At 66.2% G+C, this 19,965-nt stretch carries 17 protein-coding genes; 11 read left to right on the top strand and 6 right to left on the bottom strand.

Annotated elements, in window-relative coordinates; genetic code table 11:
• Positions 1-187: 187 nt before the first annotated feature.
• Entirely contained in the window at positions 188-1,072 is an 885-nt protein-coding gene (locus ABT095_RS15325; protein ID WP_350529877.1) for a phosphotransferase, read from the bottom strand.
• Positions 1,073-1,363: 291 nt separating this feature from the next.
• The gene (locus ABT095_RS15320) at positions 1,364-2,716 is read right to left on the bottom strand and encodes an NsdA family TPR-like regulatory protein (RefSeq protein WP_350529876.1); all 1,353 of its coding nucleotides are present in this window, start codon (positions 2,714-2,716) and stop codon (positions 1,364-1,366) included.
• Positions 2,717-2,848: 132 nt separating this feature from the next.
• Between ABT095_RS15320 and ABT095_RS15315 the strand changes: the two genes are divergently transcribed.
• From ABT095_RS15315 to ABT095_RS15290, 6 genes are all read left to right on the top strand, one after another.
• On the top strand, positions 2,849-3,364 hold the full coding sequence (locus tag ABT095_RS15315) for an ATP-binding protein (protein ID WP_350529875.1): 516 nt from the start codon (positions 2,849-2,851) through the stop codon (positions 3,362-3,364).
• Entirely contained in the window at positions 3,361-3,807 is a 447-nt protein-coding gene (locus tag ABT095_RS15310) for a hypothetical protein (RefSeq protein ID WP_350529874.1), read from the top strand. The genes ABT095_RS15315 and ABT095_RS15310 overlap by 4 nt, the downstream gene beginning before the upstream one ends.
• Before the next feature lie 161 nt (positions 3,808-3,968).
• On the top strand, positions 3,969-4,553 hold the full coding sequence (locus ABT095_RS15305; protein ID WP_350529873.1) for an HIT family protein: 585 nt from the start codon (positions 3,969-3,971) through the stop codon (positions 4,551-4,553).
• Positions 4,554-4,673: 120 nt separating this feature from the next.
• A complete protein-coding gene (locus ABT095_RS15300; protein WP_350529872.1) occupies positions 4,674-5,717 on the top strand; it encodes a glycosyltransferase family 4 protein in 1,044 nt (347 codons plus the stop codon).
• Positions 5,718-5,807: 90 nt separating this feature from the next.
• Positions 5,808-6,650 carry a radical SAM protein gene (locus ABT095_RS15295; RefSeq protein ID WP_350529871.1) on the top strand — a complete coding sequence of 281 codons (843 nt, stop codon included), beginning with the start codon at positions 5,808-5,810 and terminating at the stop codon, positions 6,648-6,650.
• Positions 6,647-7,312, top strand: coding sequence for a PIG-L deacetylase family protein (locus ABT095_RS15290; RefSeq protein ID WP_350529870.1), 666 nt, complete (start codon positions 6,647-6,649; stop codon positions 7,310-7,312). Before ABT095_RS15295 ends, ABT095_RS15290 begins: the two co-directional genes overlap by 4 nt.
• 12 nt (positions 7,313-7,324) lie before the next feature.
• On the opposite strand, the gene ABT095_RS15285 is transcribed toward ABT095_RS15290, so the two are convergent.
• Entirely contained in the window at positions 7,325-9,031 is a 1,707-nt protein-coding gene (locus ABT095_RS15285) for a proline--tRNA ligase (protein WP_350529869.1), read from the bottom strand.
• 176 nt (positions 9,032-9,207) lie between these two features.
• Between ABT095_RS15285 and ABT095_RS15280 the strand changes: the two genes are divergently transcribed.
• Positions 9,208-10,068, top strand: coding sequence for a class I SAM-dependent methyltransferase (locus tag ABT095_RS15280; RefSeq protein ID WP_350529868.1), 861 nt, complete (start codon positions 9,208-9,210; stop codon positions 10,066-10,068).
• Positions 10,069-10,335: 267 nt separating this feature from the next.
• Here ABT095_RS15280 and ABT095_RS15270 read toward each other — a convergent pair whose 3' ends face one another.
• The gene (locus ABT095_RS15270; protein WP_350529867.1) at positions 10,336-10,890 is read right to left on the bottom strand and encodes an NUDIX hydrolase; all 555 of its coding nucleotides are present in this window, start codon (positions 10,888-10,890) and stop codon (positions 10,336-10,338) included.
• Positions 10,891-11,184: 294 nt separating this feature from the next.
• Here ABT095_RS15270 and ABT095_RS15265 point away from each other — a divergent pair, with 294 nt between their 5' ends.
• The 4 genes from ABT095_RS15265 to ABT095_RS15250 all read left to right on the top strand — a co-directional run bounded on the left by ABT095_RS15265 (position 11,185) and on the right by ABT095_RS15250 (position 18,858).
• Positions 11,185-12,117: a phosphorothioated DNA-binding restriction endonuclease gene (locus ABT095_RS15265; RefSeq protein WP_350529866.1), complete on the top strand. Its 933-nt coding sequence runs from the start codon at positions 11,185-11,187 to the stop codon at positions 12,115-12,117.
• Between the two features lie 167 nt (positions 12,118-12,284).
• Complete coding sequence (locus tag ABT095_RS15260; protein WP_350529865.1) at positions 12,285-15,857, top strand: DEAD/DEAH box helicase family protein; 3,573 nt, start codon at positions 12,285-12,287, stop codon at positions 15,855-15,857.
• Entirely contained in the window at positions 15,854-17,296 is a 1,443-nt protein-coding gene (locus ABT095_RS15255; RefSeq protein WP_350529864.1) for a restriction endonuclease subunit S, read from the top strand. Before ABT095_RS15260 ends, ABT095_RS15255 begins: the two co-directional genes overlap by 4 nt.
• Positions 17,293-18,858: a class I SAM-dependent DNA methyltransferase gene (locus ABT095_RS15250; protein ID WP_350529863.1), complete on the top strand. Its 1,566-nt coding sequence runs from the start codon at positions 17,293-17,295 to the stop codon at positions 18,856-18,858. The genes ABT095_RS15255 and ABT095_RS15250 overlap by 4 nt, the downstream gene beginning before the upstream one ends.
• Positions 18,859-18,959: 101 nt before the next feature.
• Here ABT095_RS15250 and ABT095_RS15245 read toward each other — a convergent pair whose 3' ends face one another.
• The gene (locus ABT095_RS15245; protein ID WP_350530037.1) at positions 18,960-19,397 is read right to left on the bottom strand and encodes a restriction endonuclease; all 438 of its coding nucleotides are present in this window, start codon (positions 19,395-19,397) and stop codon (positions 18,960-18,962) included.
• Between the two features lie 388 nt (positions 19,398-19,785).
• A partial coding sequence (locus ABT095_RS15240; RefSeq protein ID WP_350529862.1) for a hypothetical protein occupies positions 19,786-19,965 on the bottom strand: 180 nt, incomplete at its 5' end.

The following is a 19,965-nucleotide window of genomic DNA, read 5'->3' as shown; positions in this document are numbered from 1 at the left end:
AGTGCTCTCGGCGAGGAGTTCCTCGATCGCGACCCGCTCGCTCGGCCCGTACGGCAGTGCGCCGAGAACCTGCTGGACGAGCTTCGGGTGCCGCTCGTGGAAGACACCCCAGGCGAAGGATCCGGGGACATCACTGCGGATCACAGGTGCAGTCATCACGGTCGGGCTCGTCCCTCTCATCGACATCTCAGCTGACAGTTGTCCAGCCCCACGGGCGTGGACCGCTCTGCCCTTGCAGGCAGGAGAGACGGTAGTGGGCTTCTGCCCGGTGTCGGGTTGGATCGGCTGCCGCGTGCTGGAGTGCGAAGCAGGTGACCCGGAGCTCGCGGATGCTCCGCAGCACCGGGTAGCCGGCCCAGGTCATCACGTCGGCTCCGTACGCCTCGCAGAAGTCGGCGTACTCACTGTCCGAAACCGAGCCGAAGCTGCCGTAGCCGACGGCGGTGGCGGTGAGGTCCCACTCGGGAGGCCCCAGGGAGGTCCGTTCGAAGTCGAGCAGGTACGTGGCGGTGGGGGTGACCGCAACGTTGCCGCGCCAGGCGTCGCCGTGGATGACGCTCGTCGGTAGGCTCGGCCGGAGGCCCTGCCACGCCGTTTCGAGTTCGGCCAAGCGGTTGCGCAGCCACTGTCGCTGGTCGTCGTCGAGGGTTGCGGCGGCGTCGATCCGACCGGCCAGCCGGACGAATGGGTCGAGGTGACCCAAAGGGAAGGTGGGAATGGGGAGTTCGTGGAGGCGCCGGAGGAGCGGCGCGATGTCGGCGGCTGCCCCTGGCTGGTGCAGGGGGAGCTCGTGCCAGAAGGTCACCGGGTTGCCGTCCACATTGAGCGGCTCCGACAGGTGCGCGAGCGGGCGCACCGCGAGCACCCCGCAGTCGTACAGCCAGCGGGCGACAGCCAGTTCGCGGCTTGCGGCAACGGCTTGGCCAGGGCGGCTGATACGGGCCACGATCCCGTGCGGCAGCCGCCACAGCGCGTTCTCCCCGATCCGGATCGGTTCGGCGCCGACTGCGGACAGGCCGATTTCCGCGCATGCCTTGAGTAGCAGGGCGCGGGAGTCTTCGAGGCTGCTCACACCGCCACCGTAGCGGCGATCTGTTCCCGTAGGTCCCGGATGTTGGGGAGACTGCGGTGGCCGTGGGCGACCCGGCGAAGCTCGGCGAGCTCGTAGTTGGCACGGAGCGAACAGAGGCCATTGGGTCGACGTCCTTCGCCGCCAACTCGCCCGAGGCCAGTGCGCAGACACCGAGGCCACGAGACGAAGCTGGCACTGCGGCAGCGATCACCAGCCGACGTCGAGGCTGGGCCGTCCTCGGAAGGAGGAAAGCCCAGCTGTTTTCTCAGCGAACAGGTGAGGACCTTGGCATCAGGCGGTGGCAGTAAGTTCCCGCGCCCGTTCCGCGAAGTCCACCACCAGGCGGTGACCGCCGAACGGCTCCATACGGCGCTGGAGGTCCTGGACGGCTTCGATGGCGCGGGAGGACTGCACCTGCTTGGTGAGCGAGAGAGTCCGCACACCGGCAGCATGCGCTGCTTCAAGGTCGTTGCGCTGCAGGTGCGAGACGGCCAGCGCTGCCTGGGACATCGCGCCGCGCCGGGCACGCTTCTGCTGCCTGGCGTGATCGATGGAGAGGCGGGCGTGCTCGGCCGCGTGCTCGGGCTGGCCGAGGTCGCGGAAGGTGTTGGCGTGCTCGCCGTGGAGGTAGGCGGCGTCGATGAACTTCGCCCACTCAGGGTCCTGGTCCGGCTGGACCCGCTCGAAAGCGGCCTCGGAGCGGATGATGGCCTGAGCGGCGCCGACCTTGTCGCCGAGCTTGGCGAGCGCGCGAGCTTCCAGCGCCCAGAGATCGGCGAGGCAGGCGGGCGAGGAGACCCCGGAGAGTCCGGCCCGTCCGGCTTGGGCGAGGCGGCGGCCCTCCTCAGGATGGCCGAGAAGGGTGGCCTGGTCGGCCATGCCGGCCAGCACGTGGGCGCCGAGCGCGGGGTTGTGCGACTCCTCGGCGAGGCGGAGGGACTGGATCAGGTAGCGCTGGGCAGTGCCGTGTTCGCCGTTGTCGTAGGCCATCCAACCGAGGAGGTACGTCTGCTCGGCAGCGGCCTCGCACAGCGCCTGCCGAACTTGTTCGGTGTAGGTGCGGCGGAGGAGCGGGTAGACATGAGCGTTCATGTACTGGGCGAGCGCGAGCCGGCCTGAGCCGCCGCCCTGGAAGATGTCCATCTGCTGGAACGCGCCGAACATGTTCCGAACAGCCGTCACGTCTTCCAGCCGTACCTGCGGTCCGGGAGTAGGGGACTGGTCCAGCGTGCTCAGCAGCCAGTCACGCGAGGGCCCGACGCCGGCGACAGCGGCGAACGGTGCCATGGCCAGGAACTTGCGACGGTCCACGTCAGCTCTCCCCAGGTTGGTGACGGCTTCCACGGTAGCCGCGTACGAGGAGTTGTACACCAGTGAGCGATCGGCGGACGGGGCGTCTGCGAGGCCGAGATCGTAGGTGGTGACCCGGTAGCCGAGTTCGGCGGAGAACACGTCAGCCAGGATGTCCGGCACCGGCTGGCGTGGAATCTCGCCTCCCACCCAACGACGGACGCTCGTCGTGTCCGGCGCGATGTGAGGCTGGCCCCACTCCTTCGCCTTCGCACGAACTCGCCTGCTCAGCTCGCCCCGGCTGATGCCGGACTGCTCCAGCAGCTGCTCGAGTTTGGTGTTCACCGGTTTCATCGCCAAGGCCCCCAGCACGATCGGTAGCGGAAGTAACACCCTTCGACACCCCCGCCGACATTACTCCCGATTACTCAACAGCGGTTACCTGGTTGCCCGAAGTGATCTGCACCGCTTGAGGAGTACTCAGCCATGAGGACCGAGAGCACAGCAACTGACGTAACGTCACTCGGTTCTCCGGATGCCTGCCTCAACGCAGGGGAATCGAGCGACCCGCCCGAGGCCGCCAAGTCGACCGAGGGGAGGTGGTACCGCATGGGCCTCCCCCTGGTCCGGCCCGAGCACATGGAACCGGTACGCGAGATCATCCGCGTGCACCTGCGGCTCTGGCGCAAAGCCGAGTTGAGCTTCATCGCCGAGCTCGGCGTCACGGAGTTGCTCACCAACGTCTACAAGCACACCCGCGGTGACTGCGAGCTTGTTCTGTCGGAGACGGACTCTGGCGTCTTCGTCGGGGTCAGCGACTTCGACGCTACCCTTCCGATCATTCGGGAGCCGTCCGACGACGAAGTAGGCGGACGAGGGCTGTTCCTGCTCGCAGCCATGGCGGATGGGTTCGGCACTGAGCCGTGCAGATCAGGCAAGCAGGTCTGGTTCCGGCTCGGCCCCGAGGCATCAAGGCCCCGCCAGGGGGAGAGCGCCGCATGACGTCGGCACCCACCCTGCCTGTCGCGCCGCCTGGAGGGCTCGGCATGACCCAACCCGGCGTGCTCTACCGGTGCACCTCGTACTTCGACGTGCACGGCACCGAACTGGCCCAGCTCTTCGACTGGGAGGTGCTGCCGAATGCGGAGGCCGCGTACAAGCGCCTGCGGCGAGCCGCTGCCGGCGTCAGCCAAGCACTGAGTAGAGGCACGGACGCCGAGCTTCGAAGGTGGCTGGGCGACCACACCGTCCTTCCGTCCGTGGCCAGGGCGATCGACGGCGGCGGTGGCTACGAACTGGAGCTGTGCAGCACCGGAGTCCGCATGGTGCTCGCCGTTCATCGCATCACCCTGCTACCTCTGCTGAGTAGACGTCACTTCAGCTGCCCGGCGCTCGCCCTGCGCGGGCGACGGCTCTGGGCAGACAGTCGCGACAGCGCTGGCTGACCCGGTCACCCCGCGTATCGCGGAGTGCGGCAGAGCTTGGTTCTGACGCCTGCGCATGCTCGACGCTGCCTTCCGCCTCTCACCACTGAGTCAACGACGTGCCTGTGTGCGCCCGAAAAATCCCTAATGCCCTGCAAGCAGCTGATTCGAATGGAGACCCCATGCCCGAGTCCGTGGTGAAGCCCGGTCTGCCGGACCCGCCGTCCGGCTACCGATACCTCGACTTCTTGGGCGGCCCCAGCCGCCTTGTCCACGAGGACACCTGCCGGGGCTGCTTCATGAACCTCGCCGAACGCGAGCTGCCCGACATCCTCGCCCCCGTGTACGACGACGGCGTCATCACCGTCAGGCAGGACGCAGAGTGGGCCGTGCCCGGCTTCATGGTCGTCGGTGTCCGGCCGCACATCGGTGCTCTCGACGAGATGGAACTGCCGCTGGTGGAACGGCTCGGGCGGGTGACGCACTCCGTCCGGCGGGCCATGCGCGAGCGGTTGGGTCTGGCGGCGGTGCAGATGTACCAGGAGGAGAAGCTCGACCGGCCGCATTTCCACGTGTGGATGCTCCCGCTGTGGCCGGACACCATGGCGGCCCACCGCATCAACCCGCGGATCTACGAGTCCAACATCGCCCGCTACCTCACGCTGTTCACCCTCGAATCCCACGAGGTGGACATCCGCCGCTGCGCGGACGAGGTGCGCGGCTTCCTCACCGGCGTACCCGAGCTTGGCGCTGACACGCGCGCCTGAAGCCGAGCGAGCCTCGTCCAGAGCCGAACAGGCGGCGTTCCCGGCTACAGCCCTCGCGCCCAACTGCCGCAGGCGGCCCGTCGCAATGGCGGGCCGCCGTATCGAAAGGAGATCGAACGAATGCGTATCGCACATGTCGCCCCCTTATGGGAGAGCGTCCCTCCCCGGGGCTACGGGGCGGTCGAGTCGCTGGTCGCCGACCTCACCACGACCCAGGTCCTCGACGGGCACGACGTCACCGTCTTCGCCTCTGGCGACTCCAAGGTGGCCGGCAACCTCCACAGCATCGGTACGACGGCTCTCCACGCGGACCCGAGTGTCAGCGAGCCCGAGGTCTACCGCATGCTCCAGCTCCAGGAGGTACGCGACCGCGCCTCCGAGTTCGACGTCATCCACTCGCACGTCCACTCCAACACCGGGTGTATGGCGATCCCGGCGCTCCACGGACTGCGAACCCCGGTGGTCCACACCGTGCACTGCTTCTTCAACGAGGACAACACGCCGCTCTTCCGCCGGTTCGCCTCCGAGCGCTACGTGGCGATCAGCAGAGACCAGCGCTCTCACCTGCCGGAACTCAACTACCTCCGCACCGTCCACCACGGCATCGACGTGGCAGCCTTCCCCTTCGGCACCGAGGCCGCCGACTCGTGGCCGTACCTGGTGTTCCTCGGCCGGATCCGACCCGAGAAGGGTGTCCATGTCGCCATCGAGGCGGCGCGCCGTGCAGGGCTGCGCCTGAAGATCGCCGGCCGGATCAAGCCTGGTGACCGGGCGTACTTCGAGCAGCAGGTCCAGCCACACGTGGATGGCGACCAGGTGTCCTTCCTGGGTGAGCTCGACTTCCAGCAGAAGGTCGCCCTGCTCGCCGGCGCCGCTGCCACCCTGATGACCTCGCTCATCCCCGAGCCGTTCGGGCTCGTGCCGATCGAGTCGATGGCCTGCGGCACACCGGTTGTGTCGCTGCGCGCCGGGGCCGCCCCCGAACTCGTCCGAGACGCCGTCACCGGCTTCCTCGCCGACAACGCCCAGCAGATGGCCGACGCGATCCGCCGCCTGCCCGCGATCGACCGCGCCATCTGTCGCGCCCACGTGGCCGCGGAGTTCTCGATCCGCCGGATGGCGGACGGCTACCAAGCCGCCTACCAGATGGCCACGCAGGGCTGATCCGGCTTCGCACTGCTCAACTCACCTTTCCACTAGCGCCAGTGAGGCATCATGCGCAGTGTCATCCTCAGCGCGGGCAAGAGCTGCTTTGTGGCCTGCCCCGGCTGCTACAACTACTTCGGCCGCACGATCACCGAGACGCCCCAAGTGCTCAGGTTCGCGGCCGGCTTACGCGACCGGTTCGGCCTCGAGAAGATCACCGTCGGAGGCGGCGACCCGCTCACCCGGCCGGACATCGTCATGTTGCTCAAGGGCCTCCACGACCTGGGCCTCCAAATCCACCTGGACACCGTCGGCACCGCCTTCCTCGGTGCGGCCCGGATCCGTTTCATGGGCACGGGCGCCGTCGAACAGGTCGCCGCCGACGATGTGGCCGCCCTCAGCGACCTGATCGGCATCCCGCTTGACGGAAGCACCGACGCCGTGCAGCAGCAGTTCCGCCGACACGCGACCATCGCCTCGCAGCTGGCGGTCCTATCCCTCCTGGAGAAGGCTGGAGCCCGGATCTGCGTCAACACCGTCGTCCACTCCGGCAACACGGGTGACATCGCGGCGATCGCGGAGCTCCTCAGCGGATTCGTCGGCATCGTGGAGTGGCAGCTCTTCCAGTTCATGCCGATCGGGCCCTTAGGCCACCGGAACCGCGAGCGCTACCTGATCAGCGAGAGCGACTTCCAGCACGCCGTTGCCATCGCCCGTGACAACGCGCCCGGACACGTCAGGATCGCGGCCAAGAGCGCGGGCGGACGCAAGCACCGCTACCTGCTGATCGACTCCGCCGGCCTCGTGTGGACGCCGGAACAGTCGCAGGAAACCGTTTGGCACAGCGAGGACGCCAACGACCGCCGACACCTGATCGGCAACGTCAGCGATGCCGACATCCTCGACCGCCTGGCCGCGCTGGAGAACGCTGCCACGGAGGTTCCGGCATGACGGCCGCCGACCTGCTCGTCGTTGTCGCCCACCCCGACGACGAGACCCTGCACTGCGGCGGGCTCCTCCACCGCACCGCCCTTCGTCGCGGCACAACGGTCACCGTCACCCTGACCCGCGGAGGCGCGGGGAGGACCCTCGGCATGTGCACCGAAGAGGACCTTCCCGCCGTTCGTGAACAGGAGCTGCGTCGCGCCGCCGAGGCGCTCGGAGTCACCTGCGCCGAAGTGCACGACCTTCCCGACGGCAGCCTCAGCGACCACGAGGCGACCGGGACAACTCTCGTTCTCGAGGCACTGCGTCGCTGGAAGCCCCATCGAGTGGTGGCCTTCCCACCGAACGGGATGAACGGCCACCCGGACCACCGCGCCGCACACCGGATCGCCCTCGCTGCGCTCGACCGCTATGACGCCAGCCCGGATGTGCTCCTGGTGACCAGCACTATCCAGTACACCGAACCGGCCAGACCCGGATTCCTGGACCCCAGGAAGGTCGAGGCGATGCGGCTACCGCCCACCCTACGGATGCAGCTGGGCGATGCCCTGGAGACGAAGCTGCGCGCCATGGGCCACTACGAGACCCAGGCGCGCAGCGTCGCGAAGATCCTTCGCTGCTACCCGGAGACGCTTCTCAGCGAGGCGTTTCACCGGGTGTCCGGCTGACGAGCTGACGGCTCACACGGCGGCGGTCAGCAGCTTGCGGACGTGTTCCACCGCCTCGGCCACCGGCACGGACTGGGTCTCGCCGGTGGTCCGGGTGGTGACCTCGACCGTGCCGTCGGCCAGACCGCGGGCGCCGACCGTGATCCGGTAAGGAATGCCGACCAGTTCGACGTCGCGGAACTTCACACCGGGCCGCTCGTCACGGTCGTCCAGTAGGACGTCGACCCGCTCGCCCTGCAGCTGCCGGTACAGGCCCTCGGCGGCCTCGACCACCTTCTCGTCGCCGGTGCCGAGCATGACGACGGCCACCTCGAATGGGGCGACGGCGGCGGGCCAGATGATGCCCTTGTCGTCGTGGTGCGTCTCCACAATGGAGGCCAAGGCGCGTTCCACGCCGATTCCGTAGCTGCCCATGATCGGGACGACGCGCTCGCCGTCCCGGCCGAGCACGGTCACGCCGAGGGTCTCGGTGTACTTGCGACCGAGCTTGAAGATGTGGCCCACCTCGATCGTGACCACCACCTCCAGCGGCGTGCCGCACTGGGGGCAGGGCTCGCCAGCGGTCACCTCGCGCAGGTCCGCCCACCGCTGCACCGCGATGTCCCGCTCGACCGACACGCCGCGCAGGTGGACGCCGTTGGTGTTGGCGCCGGTGGTCATGTCGGTGCGGCCGCGCAGGGCTTCGTCCGCGAGGATGGGCAGGTCGACGACGCCGACCGCGCCCAGGCTGCCGGGGGAGGCCCCGAGCGCCGCCTGGATCTCCTCGGCGGTCGCGGGCCGCACCGCCGTGGCGGCGAGAGTGTCGATGAGCTTCTGCTCGACGAGGCTGTGGTCGCCGCGGACCAGGACCAGCGTCAACTGGTCATCGACCACATACACCAACGTCTTGATCTGCCGCTCGGCCGGCACGTCGTGCTGGACGGACAGCTCCTCGATGGTGCGCGCGTTCGGGGTGTCGAACCGCTCGGGGGCGTCCAGGCCGGGGCCGTCCACCACGGTGGGCAGCGTGGAGGTGGCCTTCTCGGTGTTCGCCGCGTAGTCGCATCCGGGGCAGCGGACCACCAGGTCCTCGCCGGCGTTCGACGGGCTCATGAACTCGACCGACGCGCTGCCGCCCATGCTGCCGCTGGACGCCTGCACCGGGATCGCGGGCAGGCCCAGGCGGGCGAAGATCCGCTCGTAGGCGGCCTTGTGCAGGTCGAAGGAGCGGTCGAGTCCGCCGGCCTCGACGTCGAAGCTGTAGGAGTCCTTCATCGTGAACTCGCGCACCCGCAGCAGGCCGCTCTTCGGGCGGGCCTCGTCCCGGAACTTGGTCTGGAACTGGTACCACATCTGCGGCAGGTCCCGGTACGACTTCAGCTCCTGCGACAGGACGGTGAAGATCTCCTCGTGCGTCATGCCGAGTGCCAGGTCCGCACCCTTGCGGTCCTTGAGCCGGAACATCTCCTCGCCCATCACCTCCCAGCGGCCGCTGCGCTGCCAGATCTCCGCCGGGTGGAGGGCGGGCAGGATGAACTCCTGGGCGCCGATCGCGGTCATCTCCTCGCGGATGATGTCCACGATCTTGGCGCGGACGCGCACGGCCAGCGGCAGCAGGGAGTAGTGGCCGGCCATGAGCTGCCGGACGAACCCTCCTCTCACCAGCAGGCGGTGACTCACCGCATCCGCGTCCGCCGGGTCCTCCCGGAGAGTGGGCACGTACAGCTGGGACCAACGCATAGGACCGGAGACCGTCCTCTCGGTGAAACTGCGGAGTGTCGCGGCGGCGCTCACGCCGACATCACGACGGGGAACGCATTCTAGTGGCGGAGCCCTGCCCGAATCGCTCCGTTTTGAGAAGCCCAGGTCAGAGACCACATGAAGAGCGGCATCCCTGATGACACGGACGGAGGCCGATGGCTGACACACCGGATGAGAAGCCTCGCAGCGATCAATCCGTCGACGCCATCTGCCGCTACTACGACACCCTCGGTGAGGGAGAGCACGACCGGCTCACCAAGGATGTCGCCGGCCGAGTCTCCTTCGAGATCCACCGCCGCTTCCTTGCTCCATATCTGACGAGAAATCAGCGAGTGCTGGAGGTTGGCGCGGGCCCAGGCCGCTTCACGACCGTGCTCGCCGAACACGGTGCCCGAGTAGTGGTCACCGACATCTCGCCCGTCCAACTCCACCTGAACGAAGTCAACGTCGCCGCAGCGGGCTTCGAACGCGCCGTCGAAGCGCGCCACACACTCGATGTCCGCGACACGAGCCGCTTCCCTGACGCTACGTTCGACATGGTCCTCGCCTACGGAGGCCCGCTCTCGTACGCCTTCGAGCAAGAACGCCAGGCCCTCGCCGGCCTCCTCCGCATCGTGAAGCCCGACGGCATCGTGGTCGCCTCGGTGATGTCCTTGTGGGGGAGCTGGCGAGCCCGCTTCCCCGGCGCCACCCAACTCGCCCTCCGCTACGGCACCGACGTCACGGACGCCGTCATCCGAACCGGCGACCTGCGCCACGTACCCGGCATGGTCCACGTCTGCCGCATGTTCACCTGGGAGCAGTTCGCCGCCCTCGTCGCAGAATGCGGCGGCGAGATCCTCGCGGGATCGGCGAGCAACTGGGCGAGCCTCGAAGACCCAGACGTCCTGGCGGGTATCGAGGAGTCCCCGCAGCTCTGGGAGCGTTTCCTCGCCTACGAGACCGCTGCCTGCGCCAGCCTTGGTGCCCGCGATGGGGGCACCCACATTCTCGTCGCGGCTCGGCGGCGCGGCTGAGTTCCCGGACGGGACAGCCACCAGGGAACCCATCGCTCGGGCACTCACTGGAGCAGCCACACTGGCGGCATGGCAGGCACTCGACGTCCGCGCCACGGAACGAGCCTGGCGCCACTACGAACTGGGCAACAGGACGAGGCCATGAACCGCCTACGTCAGGCGCGGCTCCTTGCCAATCGCACGGGGTCGGCCCGCCAACGCGTCCGAATCGACCAAATGGTCGGTAAGTTCGAAGCATCGCGGTGAGGGCGGCGATCTCCCCGGCTATCACTGCCTACGGGAAGCCAGGACATGCAGGAGCGCCACCAAGGTTCCCGAACCCATGAGCTTCCCCTCCGCGATGAGCATCGGGATCTCGGACATCGGCACCCACGCGACGTGGCCGGCCTCCTCACCGTCCTCGGGCGCGCCCACGAGGGTCGCCCCCTGGCCGACGAATACCTCGTGCGGAGAGTCCACCATGCCGACCATCGGCTGGAAGCTAACCACGTGGTCGAGGTGATCCGGCTGCCAGCCGGTCTCCTCTTCGACCTCGCGCAGAGCAGCCCCCAGACCGTCCTCGCCAGGATCGACGATGCCACCGGGAAGCTCCCAGCCCCAGGACTGCGGTACGAAGCGGTACCGCCAGAGCATCAACACGCGGTCATCGGCATCCAGCACCGCGGCGATGGCCACGCGCTTCAACCGCACGACGTGATGCTCGAAGCGCGCCACGCCAGGCGGCTCAACGTCCACGAGCGCCAGCTGTACCCATGGGTTGTCATAAACCACGCGGTCGCCGTAGATCTTCCACGGCTCGAGCCCATCGGCTTGAGCGCTCATCAGCAGTCACATCCTGGGAAGGCAGCAGTGGGCATAGTTGACTACACCTGCCGAGTGGGTGGCGCACGTTGAGCGTATGTGAACCAGTCTCGTTCGTGGTGATCGTTCTCACGCTGGGCGGCCGGAGCGCGCGGGGCGTCGTCGGTCTGGTCGCTGCCATGTCTGATTCCACGGTTGCTACCCCGATTGACGAGTTCAACGCCAAGCCGTTCCAGCTGGGTGTAGGTCGGCATCCCCCAGGCGCCAAGCGCCACCACGGAGTTGACGTCGGTGCCACGAACTACGCTGGCGGCCATGGACTGGCTTGATCGGGTGGCGAAGCTGCGGCAGTGGACAAACAACGAGGTCCGCGCTCCGCACAAGCCGCTGTTGCTGCTGTACGCGCTCGGCAGCTTCCAACAGGATGCTGACGGTGAACTGCGCTACAGCGCGGTCGAGGAGGAGCTGAAGCGGCTGCTGGTCGAGTACGGGCCACCGAACCCGACAACTCCCGCGTATCCCTTCCACCATCTGGTCAGTGACGGCGTGTGGGAAGTCAGGACCGATCGTGGCCACGGAAGCCCGGGAAGTGGGGTCCGGGCTCTCCGTTCCAGCGGCGCCACCGGCAGGCTCGTGCCAGAGTTGCGGACGGCGCTCGCCACGGAGCCTTCGCTACTGGGACGGATGGCTAGAGTGCTGCTGGACATCCACTTCCCGCCGTCACTGCACACCGATCTGTGCGAGGCCGTCGGACTCGACCTGGAGTTGGCCGAGACCGGGCCCGTGGCTGGCCTGCCGGGTGGCGCGGACACCGCTGCGCGACGACGGCGGGACCGGCGGATGCGTGAACTCATACTGACTGCCTACGAGTTCCAGTGCGCCTTCTGTGGCTTCGACGGCATGCTCGGCGCGAGCACAATCGGCCTGGAGGCCGCGCATGTGCGCTGGTGGTCATACGACGGTCCGGATGAGGTCGATAACGGCCTGTGCCTGTGCTCGTTGCACCACAAGCTCTTCGACAAGGGTGTTCTGGGCTTGGGCGAGGGGCATCGCATCCTCGTGTCGCAGCGTTTCGTCGGCCGTAGCGAGGCCAGCAAGCAGCACGTGCTCGCGCTGGCTGGGCGGCCGGTCATTGGTCCGCAGTCGGGCCTGCCACCCGTCGCCGGTCGGCATCGCGAATGGCATGCCCGACAGGTCTTTCACGGTGTACCCCGTGTGCCAGCAGGGCAGCCGGTGCTGACTGGGTGACAGCTGGCCAGCCGCGCAGCACCGGTTGCCAGGGCAACGCGGTGTAGCCTCGCCCGCCGCCCGCTCGCCCCCAGTCGTGGTTACTGACAGTTAATGCTTGCAACTGGAGTTGAATCATGTCATCCTGCAAGGCTTTGTCCTCGCAGGCATGAATTGGGGGAGTTTGGATGACGACCAACGGTTCGGGGGGCGCCGACCCGCAGATCGCAGAGGTTGCGGCACGGTCTGCCAACTTCGGCTATCTGCTCCAGCATGAGCCGCTTCTGGTGTCGTACGGGGTGGCAGCGGAGTCGTATGTGCATTCCGATGCCAACGGCGCCATGTTCAAGGCGCGTGCGTTCGGTGAGGTGATGACCCGATACCTGGTCGGCCTGCTTGGCATTCGGGTAGACCCCCGGGACCGCCAGGTCGATCGGATCAACGCGCTGGCCCGTGAGGGCATCCTCCACCCCCAGGTGAAGGCATGGTTCGAGTCGGTACGCGCTACAGGAAATCGTGCTGTCCATGACCACTACGCTGAGGTCCGGGCCGCCCTAGCCTGTGTTGAGAACTGTTTCCGGCTCGGGGATTGGCTTCACCGTTCCCTGACTCCCGACACCACGCACCGCGTGTTCCTTCCCCCGGCACCCGCGGTCCAGGGACCGGTGCCGGCCACGGCCCAGGAGCAGCGGGAACTCGAGCAGCTCCGTGCCGAGCTGGACGCCTACCGCAGCAAGCTTGCTGAGGCTCGCCTGCGCTATGACGGCAAGCAGGACCGGCTGGAGCGTGAGCGGGCAGCCCGTGAGCTGGCGGAGGCAGAGCTCCTACGGGCCGAGGCTGACCGGGCCGCTCTGCGTGAGCTGGTCGATCATCTCAACACCCGCCTTGAGCAGTTCACCGCAACCGAGTTGGTGTTCACTGCGCCCGCACGGCTTGGTGCGTCGGCGCGTGACGAGATCATTTCCCGTGCCCACAAGGCGGCTCAGCCGCCGATGAACGAGGCCCAGGTGCGGGCTGGGATCGATCGCATGCTGGAAGCCGCCGACTGGGTTGTCCAGGACGCTCCAGCGGCCAATCTCCTTGCCGGCCGGGGAGTGGCTCTTCGAGAGGTGAGCACTGCCGTCGGCCGAGCCGACTACCTTCTATATGTCGATCGTCGGCTGGTCGGCGTGCTTGAGGCTAAGCGCGAAGGCGCCGATCTGACCGTTGCCCAGGACCAGGCAGCGCGTTACGCCTCTGGCCTGACGAAGGGGCAGCAGCTGAGCGCATGGCGGGCGACTCTGCCCTTCCAGTACGTCTCGGACGGCAACACCTTCCGCTTCAAGAATGAGTTGGATCCTGATGCCCGCACTCGCGACGTTTTCGCGGTGCACCGTCCGGAGACGATCGCTAGGTGGATCGAGGAGGCCGATGCCGATCCGCAGGCGCCCACCTTCCGTGCCCGGCTTCGCCGGTTGCCCCGAACCTTCCTCGACCCGGAGCCGCTCCGGCCAGCTCAGGTCAAGGCGATCACTGGTCTCGAGCGCTCACTGGCGAAGGACGACCCACGGGCGCTGATCCAGATGGCAGCTGGCGCCGGTAAGACCTACACCGTGGTCAGCGAGAGCTACCGGCTGCTCAAGCACGCCAAGGCCAAGCGGATCCTCTTCCTGGTCGACCGCAACAATCTTGGCAAGCAAGCCGCCATGGAGTTCGACAACTTCAACACCCCTGATGACGGGCGTAAGTTCACCGAGCTTTACCCGGTCCAGCGGATGTCGGGCAAGACTGTGCTGGGGTCTTCTGACATCGTCGTTTCCACCGTGCAGCGCCTGTGGTTGGCGCTGACCGGACGGGAAATTCCTGATGCGGACACCGAGGACGCGGCGCTTGACCGCTACGACCTGATCGACGGCCCGGTGGAGGTCGGCTACAACCCCAAGATGCCGCCGGAGAGCTTCGATCTGATCGTCGTCGACGAGTGCCACCGCTCCATCTACGGCAAGTGGCGCGCGGTGCTGGAGTACTTCGACGCGCACCTGGTGGGCCTGACGGCCACCCCGGTCAAGCAGACGTTCGGCTTCTTCTTCCAGAACATCGTCAGCGAGTACACGTACGAGCAGGCTGTCGCCGACGGCGTCAATGTCGACTTCGATGTGTTCCGGATCCGTACCGAGCTGGGAGAGAAGGGCGGCACCATCCCTGCCGAGACTGTGGTGCCCGTCCGGGAACGCAAGACTCGTCGCGACCGGTACCAGGAGCTGGAGGACGACCTGAGCTGGGCTCCCTCGCAGCTCGGCCGCTCGATTATCAGCCGGGGGCAACTGAAGCTGGTTCTGGAGACGTTCCGCGACCGACTGTTCACCGACATCTTCCCGCCAGTGGGGGAGGGTGAGACGGAACACCGACGGACTCACGTTCCCAAGACCCTGATCTTCGCGGTGGACGACAACCACGCCGAGGAGATTGTGGCAACGGCCCGGCAGGTCTTCGGCAAGGGAGATGATTTCTGCGTCAAGATCACGCACGCGGCCAAGCACCCCGATCGGTTGATCCAGGCGTTCCGAAACAGTCCTGAGATGCGCATCGCAGTCACCGTCGACATGATCGCCACGGGAACGGATGTGAAGCCTCTGGAGTGCGTGTTCTTCCTGCGTGATGTGAAGAGCTGGGCCTACTTTGAACAGATGAAGGGCCGTGGCGCGCGCACCATCGACGCGGACGAGTTCCAGGCTGTGACACCCGACGCGAAGGTCAAGGTTCGCTTTGTGATCGTTGACGCGGTCGGAGTCACGGACTCGCCGCGCGTGGATGCCCGGCCGCTGGTACGTGCCTCAGAGAAGCAGATCCCGCTTCAGCGACTGATCGATAAGAGCGCGACCTTCGCTCTGACCGAGGACGAGATCGCGACTCTCGCCGGCCGTCTCGCCCGGCTGGACAGGCAGCTTACTGATGAGGAGCGAAGTGAGCTCGCCGAACTGGCGGGAGGCAAGGAGCTGAGTGAGATCGTCGGCGGCCTTGTCCGCGCGGTGGACCCGGATGCTCAGGAGAATGCTCGCCGGATTGGAGGCCCTGAGGCTGTCCGCCAGCTCGCGATCGACGGGCTCACCCCCTTCGCGAACCGCGAGCTGCGGGAGCGAATCATGCAGATCCGCCGGGCCCACGACATCGTCTACGACGAGGTGAGCGTCGACGACATCGTGGAGGCCCGAGGCATCACCGCGGAAGAGATCGCGACCCAGCGGGTCACCTCCTGGCAGCAGTACCTCAACGAGCACCAGGACGTGATTGCACCGCTGGAGGCAGCCTTCCGTGAGCGCCGTGACCCGCACGAGGTGTATCGCCAGTTGCGTGACCTCGCGCGCCGCATCGAGCGTCCGCCCTACCGCTGGACGCCGGATGCCTTGTGGAACGCCTACGTGCAGCTGGGCAAGGCTGCCGCGCGGCCCCAGCACGGCGCGGGTGTTGTCGACCTCATTGGCCTCCTTCGGGTAGAGCTTGGCCTGGACGAGACGGCAAGGCCGTACCGCAGCCTCGTGGAGGAGCGGTACGCCGCGTGGCTCCTTGGCCAGCAGCAGGCCGGCGCCGCGTTCACCGGCGACCAGATCTGGTGGCTCGAGCGCATCGTCGACGTCATCGCCACGGACGCGGCGATCGAGCCCGACCACCTCAAGGACGTACCCTTCATCGAGCGCGGCGGAGTCGACGGCTTCCTCGCCGCCTTCGGTGGCGCCCGCGCGGCAGAGATTCTGGAAGACCTGGGACGGGAGCTGAGCGCGTGAGCGGGGAACTGCCGAAGGGGTGGGCGTGGGCAACGCTTGGCGACATCTCTCATTCAGTGAGAAATGGAATCTTTATTTCCCGGCCGGGCATTGAGCCGAACGGCGTGCCGATCCTCAGAATTAGCGCGGTTCGCCCTATGCGGCTCAACGTCGAGGACGTTCGTTACACGGGGAAGTCATCCGAGGAAATCTGTGATGCTGGCGCAAGCCTGGACCCCGGAGATCTTCTCTTCACGCGCTACAATGGAAACTCCAACCTAGTTGGAGGATGTGCAATTGTGCCAAATGGTGTGCGGCTTGTGACTTATCCCGACAAGCTAATCCGTGCCAGGGTAATGAAAGACGTCGTCGATCCCAAGTTCGTTATGTATGCCTTCGCCTGGGAGGGCGTCCGAAGTCGAGTGCGCTCCTATATTAAAACCACCGCCGGGCAGGCCGGAATTGCAGGTGGGGAGCTAAAGAAAGTTGCCCTCCCTATTCCACCACGGGCAGAGCAGTCGCGAATTGTAGCTTTGCTTGACGAGCAACTGTCTCGACTTGACCACGCGAGCGCCACGCTCACTAGGGCGGAGCGGAACCTCGGCAGCTTGGCTACTGCCGGGCTTTCCAGTTTGCTGGGCGAACACGAGCGGGTCACGCTCCAAGAGGTTCTGGCGGCGGGGCTCTCGAATGGCAAATCGGTAACTACTCGCGATGGTGGCTTTCCAGTCCTTCGGCTGACGGCACTGGCTAATGGGCGAGTGGATCTCACGCAGCGGAAGAGTGGCGACTGGGACGAGGATCAGGCGAGGCCGTATCTCGTCTCGCGTGGAGACTTCCTGATTTCCCGCGGAAATGGCTCTATTTCCCTTGTTGGACGGGGCTCGCTCGTAGAGTCAGACCCAGATCCAGTTGCATATCCTGATACAATTATTCGAGCTCGGCCAAACTCAGAAAAGATTCTTTCGTCCTTCCTGAGGATCATCTGGAACTCCGGAATTGTTCGCAGGCAGATTGAGCAGCAAGCCAGGACCACTGCGGGCATCTATAAGGTCAATCAGAAGATCCTGTCTTCTGTCTCATTCCCTCTCCCTGACTTGGTCGAGCAGCGCAGATTCTGTGCACAATATGAAGACCTTGAATGGAAGATGTCGAGGCTCTCTGTTGGGGTGGAACTGAGTCAGGCGCGCGCGGAGTCCTTGCGCCGTTCTCTTCTCGCGGATGCGTTTAACGGGCGGCTTGTGCCTCAGAATTCGAGTGACGAGTCGGCTGAAGCTATTTTGCATCGCATCTCTGCTGATCGTGGTCCCGCAAAGCGTCGCTCATCTGGACCCAGCCTTAGCCGGGTGGCCGGTAGGGCTGATTTCTCGCAGGCGCGGCTGAAGGAGTCTGCGCCCACCGCCATTGTCCCCGTCGGTTTCGGCTCTCAGACCACCCTCGACCTGGAGATCCCCGAGTGACCACCCTTGCAACCCGTCGTCTTGTCGACAAGCTCTGGAACTACTGCAATGTCCTTCGGGATGACGGTGTCTCCACCATTGACTACGTTGAGCAATTGACTTTCCTGTTGTTCCTTAAGATGGCGGATGAGGCCCAAGCTCGGCCGGCCATGTTCCGTGAGCAGGTCCTTCCGGCTGGTCCGGCTTGGGAGGGCCGCGGGTGGGCGGAACTGGTCAGCGCCAAGGGCGATGCCCTTGAGATCGCGTACCGCCATCTTCTCGAAGATCTCGGCAACTCTTCTCCTGGCACTACCTTCAACTTGATCTTTAACGGGGCGCGAAACAAGATCCAGGATCCAGCCAAGCTACGCCGCCTCATTGTCGATCTGATTGGTAAAGAGGACTGGTCGCAGCAGGGCACCGATGTAAAGGGCGACGCGTACGAGGAGCTGCTGGCAAGGGGCGCCGAGGACATTAAGTCTGGCGCGGGCCAGTACTTCACGCCCCGCTCGCTGATCCAGGCAATCGTCGACTGTGTGCGGCCTACGCCGGACGACACAATTACGGACCCGGCCTGCGGTACTGGTGGCTTCCTCCTGGCGGCGGCGGAGTACCTCATCCACGAGTACGGCACCAGCCTTACCCCAGAGCAGCGCCGCGCGCTGAGCTCGGGCGGGATCTGGGGTACCGAGCTGGTGCGCAACACTGCGCGCCTGGCCGCTATGAACCTCTTCCTGCACGGCATCGGGCATGCCAACGGACCGAAACTGGTCAGGGACGAGGACGCTCTTGCGCAGCCGCCGGCAAAGCGAGCCAGTCTTGTCCTTGCCAATCCGCCCTTTGGAAAGAAGTCCTCCATCACCGTCTACGGCGAGGACGGAAGTGCCAGCCGCGAGGCCATCGCGTATGAGCGCCGCGACTTTTGGGTCACCACCACCAACAAGCAGCTGAATTTCGTCCAGCACATCGCCTCCCTGCTGGAGATCCATGGTCGGGCGGCGGTGGTCCTTCCCGACAATGTCCTCTTCGAGGGTGGAGCCGGCGAGACCATCCGCCGTCGGCTGCTCAAGGAGTACGACCTCCACACCATGCTCCGCCTGCCTACTGGCATCTTCTACGCGGGCGGCGTCAAAGCGAACGTGCTGTTCTTTGACCGGAAGCCAGCGCGCCCCGAGCAGCCGTGGACGGAGAAGCTATGGGTGTACGACTTCCGTACTGCGCAGCACTTCACACTCAAGCAGAACCCCCTCATGCGGGCCACCTTGGACGACTTTGTCACGTGCTTCGCGGCGGATGACCGCAGCAAGCGGATCGAGACAGAGCGCTTCAAGCCCTTCACGTACGACGAGCTTGTGGCCCGAGACAAGGTAAGTCTCGACATCACTTGGCTTCGCGACCCGAGCCTGGAGGATGCTGACTCCCTGCCTGCACCCGAGGAGATCGCCGCAGACATCGTTGAGGACCTCCAGGCCGCTCTTGACGAGTTCGCCGCGATTGCCGACTCTCTTCGGGAGGCGAGGCAACAAGCGGCTCAAGACGCAGCGGTAGAAGGCGTGCCTGTGCAAGGTGACGTGTCTCGCTGACGTGAGCGCGACGCAGTGTGGAGGTCCGGGGGCTCCCGCCAGGCGGGAGCCCCCGGACCACTGTGATCCTGGTGGCGCGGCGCATCCAGAAACGGCCGGACTCACTGGCCGTTGGCCTGGTAGGTCTTCTTCCATAGGGCGCGGTGGCGGGGGTCGCCTTGGCCAGCCCCGTTGACGTGGGTCAGCGACTCCAGGGTGGCACCGTTGTTCCAAACGCCGAAGTGATCGCGGTGGATGGCGATGATGCCGTTCGCCTGGGCGAAGGTCTCGGCCGGGCGGGTGAAGCGGGTGGTAGCGACGAAGATGGCGACGTCGGCTTTGAAGTGCTGCTTAGAGCCCAGGAGATCACGCACCTCACGGCTCGCTATCGAGGCGGTGGGTGCGTAGCGCTTGCACTGGATCACCATTGTGCGTCCGTCCGGCAGGCGGCCGAGCACGTCAGCTCCGTTGTCGCCGGCCCCGCCTACTCGTTGGACCTCGGAACACCCGTCCCGGCGGCAGAGGCCGGCGACCAGCTCCTCGAACTCGGTGCCAGTCATCTTGTCCACGTCGGCGAGAGTTCGGTGGCCAGCCCGCACCAGTTCCTCGGCCCGCCACTTCCGATCGCCGCTACGAAGGAGGCGGTCGGTGCGCCACAGCCACCGCCCCAACGCTCCAACACCACTGATCCCGGCCGCGCCAAGGAGGTATGGCCAGATCAGCGACCAGTAGGCCGAGAGGAGGAGCAGGAGCATACTGGCGCCAACGGCCGTTGCCTTCCACTGGTTGTTCCGGCGCCTCCGCGCAGATGTGCGACGTCCGCCTCGCCTGGCCATGCAGTCCCCCTCCGAAGCTCCCGGTCAGCAGTGTTGGGCACGGAGAAGGCCAGGGGAAGGCCGCCTCGATCACCGGAGAGGCGGCACTGTGGGTAGGTGGCCCGCGCTTGTCTCAGATCGTGCTGGTGGGGTACGACGGCAGCATGCTTCGTTGGTCACCCCTGTCGCGCGTCAGACTTTGTGGCGGGGCTCGTTTGTTGCGGGTCCTGCTGCTTGAAGGAGTCTGATCGATCATGGTGAGGCCACCGGCACTGCCGCCGGAGGAGAAGGTCCGGATCGTGCTGTCGATCCT

This window comes from Kitasatospora sp. NPDC002227 (assembly GCF_040296285.1).
Lineage (GTDB): Bacteria > Actinomycetota > Actinomycetes > Streptomycetales > Streptomycetaceae > Kitasatospora.
Note: the sequence above shows the minus strand (reverse complement) of the source record. Positions and strands in the feature narration are given on the sequence as shown.

Coding starts and splice junctions, on each gene's coding strand:
- ABT095_RS15320 (WP_350529876.1), bottom strand. CDS start 2,716: ATGAAACCGGTGAACACCAAACTCGAGCAGCTGCTGGAGCAGTCCGGC.
- ABT095_RS15260 (WP_350529865.1), top strand. CDS start 12,285: ATGACGACCAACGGTTCGGGGGGCGCCGACCCGCAGATCGCAGAGGTT.
- ABT095_RS15310 (WP_350529874.1), top strand. CDS start 3,361: ATGACGTCGGCACCCACCCTGCCTGTCGCGCCGCCTGGAGGGCTCGGC.
- ABT095_RS15290 (WP_350529870.1), top strand. CDS start 6,647: ATGACGGCCGCCGACCTGCTCGTCGTTGTCGCCCACCCCGACGACGAG.
- ABT095_RS15300 (WP_350529872.1), top strand. CDS start 4,674: ATGCGTATCGCACATGTCGCCCCCTTATGGGAGAGCGTCCCTCCCCGG.
- ABT095_RS15285 (WP_350529869.1), bottom strand. CDS start 9,031: ATGCGTTGGTCCCAGCTGTACGTGCCCACTCTCCGGGAGGACCCGGCG.
- ABT095_RS15245 (WP_350530037.1), bottom strand. CDS start 19,397: ATGACTGGCACCGAGTTCGAGGAGCTGGTCGCCGGCCTCTGCCGCCGG.
- ABT095_RS15315 (WP_350529875.1), top strand. CDS start 2,849: ATGAGGACCGAGAGCACAGCAACTGACGTAACGTCACTCGGTTCTCCG.
- ABT095_RS15280 (WP_350529868.1), top strand. CDS start 9,208: ATGGCTGACACACCGGATGAGAAGCCTCGCAGCGATCAATCCGTCGAC.
- ABT095_RS15265 (WP_350529866.1), top strand. CDS start 11,185: ATGGACTGGCTTGATCGGGTGGCGAAGCTGCGGCAGTGGACAAACAAC.
- ABT095_RS15270 (WP_350529867.1), bottom strand. CDS start 10,890: ATGAGCGCTCAAGCCGATGGGCTCGAGCCGTGGAAGATCTACGGCGAC.
- ABT095_RS15305 (WP_350529873.1), top strand. CDS start 3,969: ATGCCCGAGTCCGTGGTGAAGCCCGGTCTGCCGGACCCGCCGTCCGGC.